This is a genomic window from Streptomyces sp. NPDC001407 (assembly GCF_042895325.1).
Classification (GTDB): domain Bacteria; phylum Actinomycetota; class Actinomycetes; order Streptomycetales; family Streptomycetaceae; genus Streptomyces.
Window position 1 is genome coordinate 105991 of the sequence record NZ_JBIAWF010000017.1, and the last position, 14763, is coordinate 120753.

Below are 14763 nucleotides of genomic sequence, written 5' to 3' on the forward strand. Positions count from 1 at the left end.
TAGCTGCCCCGCCACCCCCAACCTATGTGATCAGGGCGCCGTATGAGATGTCGTGCCCTTCCCGGCGCGGTCCACGGCGGGCAGCAGGGCGAGAACGGCGAGCGCGAAGAGCGACGCGGCGGGCAGCATGGGGGCGTTCAGCCCCCATGCGGTGGCGACGGCGCCCGCGGCCAGGGCCCCGAAGGGCGCGCCGGCGACGGCGAGGGTGCGGAAGGCGGCGCTGATCCGCCCGAGCATGCCCGCCGGGGCGCGCCGCTGCATCAGCGTCGTCTGGGTGACGTTCCAGACCATGCCGGCGAAGCCGAAGAGGCTCAGGGCGGCGACGGCGACGGGCAGTTCGCGCACCGAGCCGAGCGCCACCAGGCAGGCCGTCTGGAGGGCGCCGCCGAGCAGCATGCTCCGCACCGGTCCGAAGCGCTCCACGAGCCGGCCGGCCAGCAGCCCTCCGGCGACGCCGCCCGCGCCGTACGCGGCGATGACCGCCGCGTAGCCTCCGTCGCCGCCGTGCAGCCACCGGGTGACCAGCAGCGGCAGGCTCGCGATGAGCGCGCCGACCGCCACGTTGCACAGCGTGGTGGATATGCACAGCGCGCGGAGCGTGGCGTCGTGCCACAGCGCTCGCAGGCCCTGGGCCATCTCATGGCGGAGCGTCCGCCCGGCGGGGCGCGGCTCCCGTGCGGGCGCCGGTATCCGCAGGGTCGCCACGAGGGCGGCCGCCAGGAGATAGGTGGCGGCGTCGGCCGCGAAGGGCATCGCGGCGCCCACGGCGAGCAGCACCGGGAGCAGGGGCGCGCCCAGGAACGTCCCGGCGATCTGCTGTCCGGTCATCAGCCTGGCGTTGGCCCGGCCGAGCCCCTCCGGGGGCACCACGGCGGGGAGCAGGGCGGTGGCGGCGTTGTCGAAGAGGGTCTGGAGGGTGGTGAGGAGGAAGGCGAGCGCGATCAGGAGACCGATCGTGGCGTGCCCGAGGGCGACGGCGGCCGCGAAGGCGGCCACCAGGGCGCCGCGGAGCACGTCGACCGTCCACATGGCCCGCCGCTGGTCGACCCGGTCGGCGAGCGCCCCGCCGAGCAGCCCGAAGAGCAGCCAGGGCAGGAAGCCGCTCGCCGTCACCAGCGAGACGAGCAGCGGCGAGCTTGTGAGGGAGGCGGCGAGCAGCGGGAGCGCGGCACCGCGCAGCGCGTCGCCGAAGCGCGACACCACGGCCGCGGCCCACAGCCGCCCGAACCCGCCCCGAACTCCCGTCCGGCCCACGGTCGTTGATGTGACCGGTACGACCGTCGGATCCTCGACAGCTGCCACGATTCCCCCCGGAGGACGCCCTGTCGAAAACCGTACCGGCGACCACTGACAACGGCCCGGCAGCGCACCTTCTCAGGTGCGCTGCCGGGCCGTCCGTTCGGTGGTGCCGCTCAGATCTCCCCGCGGAGCTTGGCGAGCGCCTCGGCGAGGATCGCCTCGCCGTCCGCGTCGCTGCGCCGCTCCCGGACGTACGCCAGGTGGGTCTTGTAGGGCTCGGTGCGGGGCGGGTCCGGCGGGCTGTCCCGGTCCTGACCGGCCGGGAAGCCGCAGCGGGGGCAGTCCCAGGTGTCCGGCACCTGGGCGTCGCTGGCGAAGCTCGGCTGCGTCTCGTGCCCGTTCGAGCACCAGAAGGAGATGCGGAGGCGAGGTGCGGACTCGCCGCGCTCGGCCTCTCCCATCGGCCCCGCTCCGACCCGACTTCCTCGGATCGCGTTGCCACTTGCCACGGTCGTAACTCCCTGCGTGATGGTGCTGCACGGTGCCAAATAGCGGCTGCGCCGCGGGGTCGGCCGAACGGACTCCGCTGCGGGCGCCCCAGTCTACGTAAGGCCCAACGCGCGTCCAGTGGCAGGAGTTACAGCCCGGCCGCGAAGACGCGACCTCAATGATAGGCCGCGTCCGCGACGGTACGTCAGCTATCGAGCTTCATCAGCAGGCCGAGTGCGACAATGCACGCGAACCACAGCAGACCGACCACGACGGTGATCCGGTCGAGATTCCGCTCGGCGACCGAGGAGCCGCCGACGGAGGACTGCATGCCGCCGCCGAACATGTCGGACAGACCGCCGCCCTTCCCCTTGTGCATGAGCACCAGCATCATCATCAGCAGGCTGAAGACGATGAGGGCGATCGAGAACCCCATGACCACGGCTGGACCAACTCTCTCGGACTGGAACGGTGAGGGGCCGGGCGGCGAGAAAACACCGGTCCCGGCCCCGACAGGGTACGACGGGGAGCACCCGTCGTCATAGCTCGCTTACTGGTCGCGGAATCGGACGATCTTGACGAAGTCGTCCACGTCCAGGGCGGCGCCGCCGATCAGGGCACCGTCGACGTCGGGCTGCGCCATGATCGCGGCGATGTTGCCGGACTTGACGGAGCCGCCGTACTGGATGCGCACCTTGTCGGCCAGCTCACGGCCGTAGAGCTCGGCGAGACGGCCGCGGATGGCACCGCAGACCTCCTGCGCGTCCTCGGGCGTGGCGACCTCGCCGGTGCCGATGGCCCAGACGGGCTCGTAGGCGATGACGATGCTCTCGGCCTGCTCGGCCGGGATGTCCTTGAGGGCGCCGTCGACCTGCGCGAGGGTGTGCGCGACCTGGGCGCCGGCCTTGCGGACCTCCAGGCCCTCGCCGACGCAGAGGATCGGGGTGATCCCGTGCCGGAAGGCGGCCTTGACCTTGGCGTTGCAGACCTCGTCGGTCTCGCCGTGGTACTGGCGGCGCTCGGAGTGGCCGACGGCCACGTAGGAGCACTTGAGCTTGGCCAGCATCGCGCCGGAGATCTCGCCGGTGTAGGCGCCGGAGTCGTACGCCGAGATGTCCTGGGCGCCGTACTTGATCTTGAGCTTGTCGCCGTCGACCAGGGTCTGCACCGAGCGCAGGTCCACGAAGGGCGGCAGGACGGCGACCTCGGTCTGGTCGTAGTCCTTGTCGGCGAGCGCGAAGGCGAGCTTCTGGACGTGCGCGATGGCCTCGAGGTGGTTGAGGTTCATCTTCCAGTTGCCCGCCATCAGCGGGGTACGTTCACTCACGGTGGTTCAGTCCTCCAGTGCGGCGAGGCCGGGGAGCGTCTTGCCCTCGAGGTATTCGAGGCTGGCGCCGCCGCCGGTCGAGATGTGGCCGAAGGCGGTCTCGTCGAAGCCCAGGATGCGCACGGCGGCGGCCGAGTCGCCACCGCCCACGACGGTGAATGCCTCACTGTCGAGGAGGCCCTGGGCCACGGCCTTGGTGCCGTTGGCGTAGTCGGGGTGCTCGAAGACGCCCATGGGTCCGTTCCAGAAGACCGTGCCCGCGTCGGCGAGCTTCGAGGCGTAGAGCTCACGCGTCTTCGGGCCGATGTCCAGGCCCTCCTTGTCCGCCGGGATGGCGTCCGAGGAGACGAGCTCCGGGTCGGCCGGAGCCTTGGTCTTCAGGTCCGGGAAGTCGGCCGAGACCAGGACGTCGACGGGGAGGACGAACTCCACGCCGCGCTTCTCGGCCCGGGCCAGGTACTCCAGGCAGACCGGGATCTGGTCCTCCTGGAGCAGGGAGATGCCGACCTCGTGGCCCTTGGCCTTGAGGAAGGTGTAGGACATGCCGCCGCCGATGAGGATGCGGTCGGCCTTCTCCAGCAGGTTGTCGATGACACCCAGCTTGTCGGAGACCTTGGCACCGCCGAGGACCACGACGTACGGGCGCGCGACGTCCTCGGTCAGCTTCTTCAGCACGCCGACCTCGGTGGCGATCAGGTCGCCGGCGGCGTGCGGGAGGCGCGCCGGGAGGTCGAAGACCGAGGCGTGCTTGCGGTGCACCGCGCCGAAGCCGTCACCCACATAGAGGTCGGCCAGCGACGCGAGCTGGTCGGCGAAGGCGCCGCGCTCCGCGTCGTCCTTGCTGGTCTCGCCCGCGTTGAAACGGAGGTTCTCCAGCAGCGTGACCTCGCCGTTCGCCAGTGCGGCGACGGTGGCCTTCGCGCTGTCACCGACCGTGTCGGTGGCGAACGAGACATTCTTCCCCAGGATCTCGCCGAGCCGCGCCGCGGCGGGAGCGAGCGAGAAGGCGGGGTCCGGGGCGCCCTTGGGACGGCCCAGGTGCGAGGCGACGATCACCTTGGCGCCCGCGGCGGCGAGCTTGGCGATCGTCGGGGCGACGGCGCGGATGCGGCCGTCGTCGGTGATGGTCGTGCCGTCGAGCGGCACGTTGAGGTCGGCGCGGACGAAGACCCGCTTGCCCTCGACACCGTCCTGCAGGAGTTCGTCGATCGTCTTCATGAATGACTCCGGTTGGGGGCACCTCCCAGCGGGAGCTGGGGGTTTCCATTGTGGTCAGTCATGGGACGGGGCTCGTACGGCGCCCCTTCGCGCCCTACGAGCCCCTTCCCTACATCTCAGTGCCTGCGACCGTGCGGCCGGGCAAAGATCAGAGCTGGCCGCCGACGAAGACGGTCAGGTCGACCAGGCGGTTGGAGTAGCCCCACTCGTTGTCGTACCAGCCGACGACCTTGACCTGGCTGCCCTGGACCATGGTCAGGGAGGAGTCGAAGGTGCAGGAGGCCGGCCAGTTCACGATGTCGGAGGAGACGATCGCGTCCTCGGTGTACTCGAGGATGCCCTTGAGCTGACCCTCGGCGGCCTTCTGGAAGGCGGCGTTGATCTCTTCCTTGCTGGTCTCGCGGTCGAGCTCGAGGACCAGGTCGGTGACCGAGCCGGTCGGGACCGGGACGCGCATGGCGATGCCGTCCAGCTTGCCCTTCAGCTGCGGGAGGACCAGCGCGGTGGCCTTGGCGGCACCCGTCGAGGTCGGGATGATGTTCTCCGCGGCGGCGCGGGCGCGGCGCAGGTCGGAGTGCGGGAAGTCCAGGATGCGCTGGTCGTTGGTGTACGCGTGGACCGTGGTCATCATGCCCTTGACGATGCCGAAGTTCTCGTCGAGAACCTTGGCCATCGGCGCCACGCAGTTGGTGGTGCAGGAGGCGTTGGAGATGACGTGGTGGTTGGCCGCGTCGTACTTGTCCTGGTTGACGCCCATCACGATCGTGATGTCCTCGTCCTTGGCGGGCGCGGAGATCAGGACCTTCTTGGCGCCGGCCGCGATGTGCTTGGCGGCGTCGGCCTTCTTGGTGAAGATGCCGGTCGACTCGATGACGATGTCGGCACCCAGCTCGGCCCAGGGCAGGTTCGCCGGGTCGCGCTCGGCCATCGTCTTGAAGGTCATGTCACCGACGGTGATGGAGTCGTCGGTGTGGCTGACCTCCTGCTTCAGACGACCCAGGATGGTGTCGTACTTCAGCAGGTGGACCAGAGTGGCGTTGTCGGTCAGGTCGTTGACACCGACGATCTGGATGTCCGCACCCTGCTCCAGCAGCGCGCGGAAGTAGTTACGACCGATACGGCCAAAGCCGTTGATGCCTACGCGGATCGTCACGAACCGATCTCCTCGTTGGTTTGCCGGTCTGTCCGCCGGCGAGCTGTATGGGATGTCCCCGACCACCACCGACCCTACCTCTAACGAAGGAGGGACGTGACATTGGCGGACCCCTCGACCGTCACCTGTCAATGGCGTGCAACACATTCCCGAGCAGACGAGCGCGGTCGTTCCCATTTGATACGTGTTCGAGACCGAAACCCAGCAGTGCGGTGTCACTGGTGGTGACGGCCGCCGCGTAGTGGCCGAGCTCCTGCGAGCGCGCCCAGTCCCCCGCGTTCCCGGGGCTGCCCGCGGGCGGGCCGGGCACGGTCCAGGGCCCCAGTGAGGTCTCGAAGCCCTCCGTGGGCTGGGCGGTGCCGCCGACGGTGACGGTGGCGTCGTCGACGAAGACGCCGCGGCCGCCGCTGCCCGGGTCGGTGACGTAGGAGACGGCCACCTCGATCTTCCGGCCCGCGTAGGCGCCGAGGTCGAAGGAGACCTGCCGCCAGCCGCCGGAGGAGCCGGTGAAGGCGTGCCAGCCGCCCGTGCTGCCCTGGCCCACGCAGCTGCCGCTACGCAGCGTGAGGTAGTGGGCGAGGAAGGGGTGGAGGGCGAGGGTGGAGCCGCAGTCCAGGGGCGCCTGGTCGGTCGTCCCGCCGCGGGCGTCGGGCAGGGTCGTCCAGTCGTCGCGGCCGACGGTGTGCACCTCCACGACGGCGTTGTCGTAGCCCTGCTCGGTGTCGTGGCTGAGCCAGAAGCCGAGGGCGGGCCTGTCGGCCGCCTTCGCCCCGGTGAGGTCGACGGTGCGGGCCAGCCGCATCCAGGCGCTGTCCCGGTGCCGGGCGGCCGCCATCCAGGAGCCCGCGTACGGCTGGAAGGGGGAACGCACGCCGCTGTAGTCACCCGCGGGCGCGCTGCGGAACTGCGGGAAGCCGGCGGGCGGCAGTTCGTCGGAAATCGGGCTGTACGCGCCGGCGGCGGTCAGCGGGCTGCCCGGCGCGTCGGCGAGCACGGCCGAGGTGCCCTTGAGCTCACCGGTGCCGTCGAAGCGCGGCGGCCGGACGTAGGAGACCCTGCCGCCTGCGCCCAGGTAGTACTGGCTGAAGTCGTCGGTGTCGGCCGCGCCGACGCGCGCGCTGCCGCCGGCCTGCTGCCCGGCGGCGACGACCTTGCCCCCGGCGTTGATGAAGTCCCTTACGGCCAGCAGGGTTTCGCCTCCCGGCCGGTTCGCGCCGGAGTACCACACCACGGTGCCGAAGTGGCCGAGCACACCGAGCGCGTGGGGCGCGCCCTGCCGCGCGACGTCCCAGACGGCGGCCCTGCGGCCGTTGTCGGCGAGGGCCTTGGTGTAGACGGCGACGGAGCGGGCGGCCGTCGTGCCGCCCTCGTCGGCGAGCACCAGGGTGTCGGCGCGGGGCCGCTGGGCGACGCTGTAGGTGAACGGCTCGCTGGCGGTGGGCCTGCCCCCGCGCGTACGGCCGGTGAACCAGACCTGGACGCGGGAGCCGGGATCGGCGCCCTCCACCTGGGCGCGGTACTGGTCGAAGCGGAGGTTGTCCCGGCCGCCGTAGCGCTTGCCGCCCTCCCACGCCTCCAGCGGCGCGGTGTGCGTACGGCCGCCGTCGATGCGGTAGTTGAGGCGCTTGTCGCGCACGCTCTTGCGGACGGTGACGGCGACGTCCTGTTCCTCGCCGCGCGCGTAGGAGGTGGTGAAGGTGTCGGGGGTGAAGTCCGGTGCGCTCAGGCCCACGGAGGAGACCGGCTGGTCGTCACCCGCCTGGTTGGCGGCGGTCTCGGCGACGGAGAGCGCGAAGGGGAGGTTCTTGGTGAACTCCCGCTGGATCAGCTTCTCGTCGTCCGGGAAGGTGAAGGAGGAGCGGCAGTCGGCCGGGTCCCAGCGGTGGTCCGGGTCGGACTTGGCCGCGGTCTCGCAGGTCGACATCTCCGGGGTGAACATCATCGTGCCGTTGACGTTGGCCGCGTGCCCGTCGGCCTCGCCGTTGGTGGTGTAGAGCTCGGAGGAGAGCTGGGGGCGGTAGCCGGGGATCGCGGACTTCTCCGGGGTGCCGGCGAGTGCCTTGTAGAGGACGTCGTCCGGGGTGGGCGTGGCGACCTGCCAGCCGACGCCGTAGAGCAGCAGTTCGGCGGCGGAGTGGTAGTTGATGGCGTACCTGAAGCGGACGCGCTTCTCGAAGGCGTCCAGGGCGCGGGTCTCCGGCTCGGAGGCGGGGGACGGACCGCGGTAGGTCTCGGAGGTGGGCCTGGGCGAGGAACCCTCGTTGTCGTAGCCCCACTTGTAGGGGAAGTTGCGGTTGAGGTCGACGCCGTCGGCGGAGGTGATCTTTCCGTCGCCGTCGTTGTCCCGCAGGTTCTTGCGCCACAGCCGGGTGTCGGGGCTCTGGAAGGTGTAGTCGTAGCCGTCGGGGTTGGCGGAGAGCAGGAACCACAGTTCGGAGCGGTCGACCAGCCTGGTGATGCGGTCGTCCTTGCCGTAGTCGTCCACATAGTGGTGCATCAGCCGGCGGGTCATCTCGGGCGTGATCCACTCGCGGGCGTGCTGGTTGGACATGTAGAGCACGGCGGGCCTGGCGCCGTCGCGCGTCCGCGTCGCGTCCTTGGTGACCTTCAGGGCCAGGATGTCCTGGCCGCGCACGGTCTTGCCGATGCTGACGACCTTGGCCAGGCCGGGGTGCGCCCGCGCGGTGGCGACGATCTCTTCCTCGAGGCCGCCCTTGGGGCCGTACGGGCGGAAGACGCCGTCGCCGGTGGCCTTGAGCCGCTCCTGGGTCTTCCTGGGGACGCGCTTCTCGGTGAGGTCCACGCCCTGCCCGCGCAGGCCGGCGGCCTGCGCGGGGGTGAGGGTGAGCTCGACGGGCGCGGTGCGGCCGACGGTGACCCGCTCGCCCAGTTCGTGTCCGTCGATGCCCGCCGCGAGCAGCAGCGGGATCTGTGCGGAGGTGACCTTCGCGGTCCATACGGAGAGGGTGCCGCTGTCGGCGGTGGTGCCCGGAGCGGGTTGCGCGTGTGCGAAGGGTGCGGCGGCCAGCCCGCTGATCATCAGTGAAGCGGCCGCCAGGATCGGTCTCGCCCTGCGTCTCATGAGCTCCCCTTGCTGAGGTCGGCACATCGGGTCGCACGCACGTCAGGCTGATGAAGCGCTCATGGTCATGTCAACAGGCCCTGGATCGCCGGTCCGGCTGGATTCCTCCAGCCGGACCGGCGGACCGGGGCGTGCCCGACAGGTCAGCCGACCATGCCCTCGGCGAGCTCCTCCGAGAGGTCGGACAGATCCGAGAGGTTCGACTCGGTGCCGGGGATGCCCAGGTCCTGCGCCCGCTTGTCGGCCATCGCGAGCAGCCGCCGGATGCGGCCGGCGACGGCGTCCTTGGTCAGCGGCGGGTCGGCGAGGGCGCCCAGCTCCTCCAGGGAGGCCTGCTTGTGCTCCATGCGCAGCCGGCCCGCGGCGGCGAGGTGCTCGGGGACCTCCTCGCCGAGGATCTCCAGCGCGCGCTGCACCCGGGCGCCCGCGGCCACCGCGGCGCGCGCCGAGCGGCGCAGGTTGGCGTCGTCGAAATTGGCGAGGCGGTTGGCCGTGGCCCGCACCTCGCGGCGCATCCGCCGCTCCTCCCAGGCGAGCACCGACTCGTGCGCACCCAGACGCGTCAACAGCGCGCCGATCGCATCACCGTCCCGGACGACGACGCGGTCCACGCCGCGCACCTCGCGCGCCTTGGCCGCGATCTGGAGCCTGCGGGCCGCCCCGACCAGCGCCAGCGCCGCCTCGGGCCCGGGGCAGGTCACCTCCAGGGAGGACGAGCGGCCGGGCTCGGTGAGCGAGCCGTGGGCCAGGAACGCGCCGCGCCAGGCGGCCTCCGCGTCACACGTGGCACCGGAGACGACCTGCGGCGGCAGCCCGCGGATCGGCCGGCCGCGGCCGTCGACCAGGCCGGTCTGGCGGGCCAGCTGGTCACCGCCCGCCACCACCCGCACCACGTACCGGCTGCCGCGGCGCAGCCCGCCGGGGGCCATCACCACCAGGTCGGAGGTGTGCCCGAAGATCTCCAGGATGTCCTTGCGCAGCCGCCGGGCCGCGATCCCGGTGTCCAGCTCCGCCTCGATCACGATGCGCCCGCTGACCAGGTGCAGCCCGCCCGCGAACCGCAGGATCGCCGAGACCTCCGCTTTCCGGCAGCAGGTCCGGGTGACGGGGAGCCGGGAGATTTCATCCTTCACCGCTGCCGTCATCGCCATGGGCCGATCCTTCCATGCATCCGAAAAATACGGTCGTACGCGGCGGCCAACAGCTCCGGGTCGTGTGTCGGGGAGCCGTCGGGAGCGGCGACCGGCGCCAGCTCGACCGCGGCCCCCAGACGCTTGGCGGCGTCGGTGAGGCTCTGCCGGTCGGGCACGGCGGCCTCGTCGGCCAGCACCACGTCCAGGGCGAGTTTAGGGGCGTGTCGGGCCAAAACCTCCAAATGACGCTGCGGGGAGAAGCCATCGGTTTCGCCGGGCTGCGGCGCGAGGTTCAGCGAGAGCACCCGGCGCGCCTTGGTCTGCTGGAGCGCGTCGAGCAGCTCGGGCACCAGCAGATGAGGGATCACGGAGGAGAACCAGGAGCCCGGCCCGAGCACCACCCAGTCGGCGTCGAGCACCGCCGCCACGGCCTCGGGCACGGCCGGCGGGTCCTCCGGCACGACGTGCACGGACTGCACCTCTCCGGGGGTGAGCGCCACGGTGGCCTGGCCGCACACGGTGCTGATCGCGTCGGGCTCGGCCGGGTCGTGGCCCCGTACGAGCGCCTGGAGCTCCAGCGGCACCGCCGACATGGGCAGCACCCTGCCGTGCGCGCCGAGGAGCTTGCCGACCAGGTCCAGGGCCTGCACGTGGTCGCCGAGCTGCTCCCACAGGGCGACGATCAGCAGATTGCCGACGGCGTGTCCGTGCAGGTCGCCCTCGCTGGCGAAGCGGTGCTTGATCACCCGGGCCCAGGTCTGGCCCCAGTCGTCGTCGCCGCACAGCGCGGCGAGCGCCTTGCGCAGATCGCCGGGGGGCAGCACGCCCAGCTCGTCGCGGAGCCGGCCGCTGGAGCCGCCGTCGTCGGCGACGGTGACGACGGCGGTGAGGTCGCCGGTGATGCGGCGCAGGGCGGCCAGCGACGCGGACAGGCCGTGGCCGCCGCCGAGGGCGACGACCTTGGGCTGCGCGCCGCGGCCCACGCGGCCCTTGCCCCGCCCGCTCGCGCGGGCGGGGACGAGCCGGCGGCCGCGGCGCAGCCGGAACGTGCCGCCGGTCACTCGCGCCCCATGTCCCTGTGGACGACCACGGTCTCGACACCCTCCGAGGCCAGGCGGTGGGCGAGCTTCTCGGACATCGCCACCGAGCGGTGCTTGCCGCCGGTGCAGCCGACCGCGATGGTCACATAGCGCTTGCCCTCGCGGCGGTAGCCCGCGGCGATCAGCTGGAGCAACTCGGTGTAGCGGTCGAGGAACTCCTTGGCGCCGGGCTGGTTGAAGACATAGCCCGAGACCTCCTCGTTGAGGCCGGTGAAGGGGCGCAGCTCGGGGACCCAGTGGGGGTTGGGCAGGAAGCGGCAGTCCACCACGAGGTCGGCGTCGACGGGCAGGCCGTACTTGTAGCCGAACGACATGACGGTGGCCCGCAGCTCGGGCTCCTCCTCGCCCGCGAACTGGGCGTCCATCTTGGCGCGCAGCTCGTGGACGTTGAGGCTGGAGGTGTCGATCACCAGGTCGGCGTCGCCGCGCAGCTCACGCAGCAGGTCGCGCTCGGCGGCGATGCCGTCGACGATGCGGCCGGAGCCCTGGAGGGGGTGCGGGCGACGCACGGACTCGAAGCGGCGCACCAGGGCGTCGTCGGAGGCCTCCAGGAAGATGACGCGGCGCTTGACCTTCTTGGCCGCGAGGTCGGCGAGGGACTCCCGGAGGTTGTCGAAGAAGCGGCGGCCGCGGACGTCCACGACCACGGCGATCCGGGCCACGTTGCCCTGCGAGCGGGCGCCGAGGTCCACCATGGTGGGGATCAGGGCGGGCGGCAGGTTGTCCACGACGAACCAGCCGAGGTCCTCCAGGCACTTGGCGGCGGTGCTGCGGCCCGCCCCCGACATACCGGAGATGATCACCAGTTCGGGGATGCCCGCCGCCTCACCGGTCGTGTCCGCCGTCGTGCCCGTACTCACCTGTGCTCCGTCTCGCTCGGTCCCGGTCATGCTGCTACCCCCGTTCTGCGGACGGTGCCGCGGGGCGCGGCTCCGTCTTCCATACTGCGTCTTGCGGTGTCCGTGTCCCGGACGGCGCCCGCCGTCCGGGCGCGCACCGCCGGCCGAGGCCGTGGGCGTCCACGTCCATCATTCCTCCGCATCGTCCATGATCTCGCCAGTCGCGGTGTTGACGGCAGGGGCGGGCGGCGCTGTCGCGGCGAGCGCGGCGGCGATCGTCTCGGCCGTCTTGCGGCCGATGCCGGGCGTCTCGCAGATCTGCTCCACCGTCGCGGCCCGCAGCCGCTTGACCGAGCCGAAGTGCTTGATCAGCGCCCGCTTGCGGGTGTCCCCGAGGCCGGGGACGGCGTCCAGCGGTCCGGCCTTCATGCTCTTGGAGCGCTTGCCGCGCTGGTAGGAGATGGCGAAGCGGTGCGCCTCGTCACGGACGCGCTGGAGGAGATAGAGGCCCTCGCTGGTGCGCGGCAGGACGACGGGATCGTCCTCGCCGGGCAGCCAGACCTCTTCGAGGCGCTTGGCGAGGCCGCAGACGGCCACGTCGCTGATGCCGAGGTCGTCCAGGGCCCGCCGGGCGGCGGCGACCTGCGGCTGCCCGCCGTCGACCACGACGAGCTGCGGCGGATAGGCGAAGCGCTTGGGCTTGTCGTCCTCGGCGTGGAGGGGGCCGTCCTCGCTGTCCTCGACGGCGTTCGCCTCGGACCACTCCCCCGCCTTCTGCTGCTCCCGCAGATAGCGGCGGAAGCGGCGGGCGACGACCTCGTGCATCGAGCGGACGTCGTCCTGGCCCTGGCCGTGCCAGACCTGGGTGTCGCCGACCCGGCCGGTGATCTGGAAGCGGCGGTACTCGCTCTTGCGGGCGAGGCCGTCCTCGAAGACGACCATGGACGCCACGACGTCCTGCCCCTGGAGGTGGGAGATGTCGAAGCACTCGATGCGCAGCGGTGCCGAGTCCAGCCCGAGGGCCTCCGCGATCTCCTCCAGGGCGCGGGAGCGGGTGGTGAGGTCGGAGGCGCGCTTGGTCTTGTGCAGCGCGAGGGCCTGCGCGGCGTTGCGCTGGACCGTGGCCATCAGGTCCTTCTTGTCGCCGCGCTGCGGGATGCGCAGGTCGACGCGGCCGCCCCGGCGCTCACCGAGCCACTGGGCGACGGGCTCCACCGGGTCGGGCAGGGCGGGGACAAGGACCTCCTTGGGGACCGCGTCGCCCTTCTCCTCGCCGTAGAGCTGCTGGAGGGCGTGCTCGACCAGGCCCGCGGTGTCGACGGCCTCGACCTTGTCGGTCACCCAGCCGCGCTGGCCGCGCACCCGCCCGCCGCGCACGTGGAAGATCTGGACGGCGGCCTCCAGTTCGTCCTCCGCGACGGCGATGAGGTCGGCGTCGGTGGCGTCGGCGAGGACGACCGCGTTCTTCTCCATGGCGCGGCGCAGCGCCTCTATGTCGTCACGCAGCCGGGCCGCCTTCTCGTACTCCATCTCCTCGGCGGCCTCGCGCATGCGCTCCTCGAGGCGGCGCAGATAGGCGCCGGTGCGGCCGGCCATGAAGTCGCAGAACTCCTCGGCCAGTTCGCGGTGCTCCTCGGGGGTGACGCGGCCGACGCACGGGGCGGAGCACTTGCCGATGTAGCCGAGGAGGCAGGGGCGGCCGATCTGGGCGGAGCGCTTGAACACCCCGGCGGAGCAGGTGCGTACGGGAAAGACGCGCAGCATCAGGTCGACGGTCTCGCGGATCGCCCAGGCGTGGGCGTACGGGCCGAAATAGCGCACGCCCTTCTTCTTGGGGCCGCGCATGACCTGCACGCGCGGGAACTCCTCGCCCAGCGTGACGGCGAGGGAGGGGTAGCTCTTGTCGTCGCGGTACTTGACGTTGAAGCGCGGGTCGTACTCCTTGATCCAGGAATACTCCAGCTGGAGGGCCTCGACCTCGGTGGCGACCACGGTCCACTCGACGGAGGCCGCGGTGGTGACCATGGTGCGCGTGCGCGGGTGCAGACCGGCGAGATCCTGGAAGTACGAGGAGAGCCGCTGGCGCAGGCTCTTCGCCTTCCCGACGTAGATCACGCGGCCGTGCTCGTCACGGAATCTGTAGACCCCCGGCGAGTCGGGGATCTGTCCCGGCTTGGGTCGGTAGCTGCTGGGGTCGGCCATGTCCCACAGCCTACTTGCGGGCACTGACAACGCCGTCGCCCAGCCGGGCGCGGGCACGCCTCCGGCCCCGGCGAGTGCGCGCCGGGGCCGGAGCGGGGGCGTTGTGGGGCCGCCCCCAGGTGCGGGTGGTCAGCCGCGGCGCCGCCTGCGGTGGACCACCAGGGCGGAGGCGCCGAGGGCCAGGGCCGCGCCCGCGGCCGTCGCGGTGGCGCCCGCGTTCAGCGGGCTCCCCGCGCCGGTCCGCGCCGCGGACGCGGCCTTGACCTGTTCGGTCTTCTCCGCCGTCCCGCCGGCCGGCTCCGCGTAGCCGCCGGCCATGCCCTGCCGGGCGTACGCGGAGCCCGGCAGCTTGTCGCCGTACGCCTTGTGGACGCGCGCCCGGTAGTTCTCGACGCTCGTGCCGCCTGCCCCGATCGCCCGGGTGGCGTCGGCGTCGAGCGGCAGCACGCGGTCGCCGCGCTGGACGTACCAGGCGTCGATCTGCGGCTCGTGGAAGACGGTGCCGCCGCTGAGCTTCCGCGCGCCCTCGGCGGCGTAGCGCGTCTCGTCGTCGCCGGTGGCGATGTTGACGACCTTCCAGGCGTCCCCGGACTTCACCGTCCACACCGACGCCTTCTGCCCGTCGGCGGAGACCGCCCCGCTGGCGAGGAACTCGAGCTGGGCGACCGGGGCGTCCTTCTTGCCCGCCACGAACTCCGGGGCGAGCGAGTAGACGGGCACCGTCGCGCCGTCGATCCTCGGCCGCGCCTTCGACTGGGCGACGGCTCCGTCGCGGGCGAAGAAGCGGGCGAGGGTGTCGAGCGTCGCGGGGGCGGCCGCCGCCTCGTGCGCGGCCGTGACTCCCGCGGCGGGCGGGGCGAGGGGGGCGGGGACCGGGTTCCCGTCGGCGTGCGCGAGGGGCGCGAGGCCGAGCAGGGCGGCGGTGAACGCCCCGGCGGCCGCCGCACGGGCCGCGTTCTTCCTGATGTGCGCGCTCATGAC

The 14763-nt window shown here is 71.9% G+C and carries 12 protein-coding genes; all 12 read right to left on the minus strand.

Annotation, left to right across the window (positions count from 1 at the left end):
* Positions 1–30: 30 nt before the first annotated feature.
* The 12 genes from ACFY1P_RS23255 to ACFY1P_RS23310 all read right to left on the minus strand — a co-directional run bounded on the left by ACFY1P_RS23255 (position 31) and on the right by ACFY1P_RS23310 (position 14760).
* Positions 31–1302 (minus strand): MFS transporter, encoded by a 1272-nt coding sequence (locus tag ACFY1P_RS23255; protein WP_390751749.1) that lies wholly within the window; start codon positions 1300–1302, stop codon positions 31–33.
* A gap of 110 nt (positions 1303–1412) precedes the next feature.
* The gene (locus ACFY1P_RS23260) at positions 1413–1748 is read right to left on the minus strand and encodes an RNA polymerase-binding protein RbpA (RefSeq protein WP_079110552.1); all 336 of its coding nucleotides are present in this window, start codon (positions 1746–1748) and stop codon (positions 1413–1415) included.
* A 185-nt stretch (positions 1749–1933) separates the two neighbouring features.
* The gene (gene secG / locus ACFY1P_RS23265; RefSeq protein ID WP_184730779.1) at positions 1934–2164 is read right to left on the minus strand and encodes a preprotein translocase subunit SecG; all 231 of its coding nucleotides are present in this window, start codon (positions 2162–2164) and stop codon (positions 1934–1936) included.
* 114 nt (positions 2165–2278) lie between these two features.
* The gene (gene tpiA, locus ACFY1P_RS23270) at positions 2279–3055 is read right to left on the minus strand and encodes a triose-phosphate isomerase (protein ID WP_361532314.1); all 777 of its coding nucleotides are present in this window, start codon (positions 3053–3055) and stop codon (positions 2279–2281) included.
* Between the two features lie 6 nt (positions 3056–3061).
* Entirely contained in the window at positions 3062–4273 is a 1212-nt protein-coding gene (locus ACFY1P_RS23275) for a phosphoglycerate kinase (protein ID WP_390751750.1), read from the minus strand.
* Positions 4274–4421: 148 nt separating this feature from the next.
* Positions 4422–5426: a type I glyceraldehyde-3-phosphate dehydrogenase gene (gene gap / locus ACFY1P_RS23280; protein ID WP_361532308.1), complete on the minus strand. Its 1005-nt coding sequence runs from the start codon at positions 5424–5426 to the stop codon at positions 4422–4424.
* A 121-nt stretch (positions 5427–5547) separates the two neighbouring features.
* On the minus strand, positions 5548–8508 hold the full coding sequence (locus tag ACFY1P_RS23285) for a M14 family zinc carboxypeptidase (protein ID WP_390751751.1): 2961 nt from the start codon (positions 8506–8508) through the stop codon (positions 5548–5550).
* Between the two features lie 143 nt (positions 8509–8651).
* A complete protein-coding gene (gene whiA / locus ACFY1P_RS23290) occupies positions 8652–9659 on the minus strand; it encodes a DNA-binding protein WhiA (protein ID WP_116211143.1) in 1008 nt (335 codons plus the stop codon).
* Positions 9650–10702 (minus strand): uridine diphosphate-N-acetylglucosamine-binding protein YvcK, encoded by a 1053-nt coding sequence (gene yvcK, locus ACFY1P_RS23295; RefSeq protein WP_361532301.1) that lies wholly within the window; start codon positions 10700–10702, stop codon positions 9650–9652. The genes whiA and yvcK overlap by 10 nt, the downstream gene beginning before the upstream one ends.
* Entirely contained in the window at positions 10699–11631 is a 933-nt protein-coding gene (gene rapZ, locus ACFY1P_RS23300) for an RNase adapter RapZ (RefSeq protein WP_361532298.1), read from the minus strand. Before rapZ ends, yvcK begins: the two co-directional genes overlap by 4 nt.
* Before the next feature lie 138 nt (positions 11632–11769).
* Positions 11770–13782, minus strand: a complete 2013-nt coding sequence (uvrC, locus tag ACFY1P_RS23305; protein WP_361532295.1) for an excinuclease ABC subunit UvrC — start codon at positions 13780–13782, stop codon at positions 11770–11772.
* Positions 13783–13911: 129 nt separating this feature from the next.
* Positions 13912–14760: a hypothetical protein gene (locus tag ACFY1P_RS23310; protein WP_390751752.1), complete on the minus strand. Its 849-nt coding sequence runs from the start codon at positions 14758–14760 to the stop codon at positions 13912–13914.
* Positions 14761–14763 lie beyond the last annotated feature (3 nt).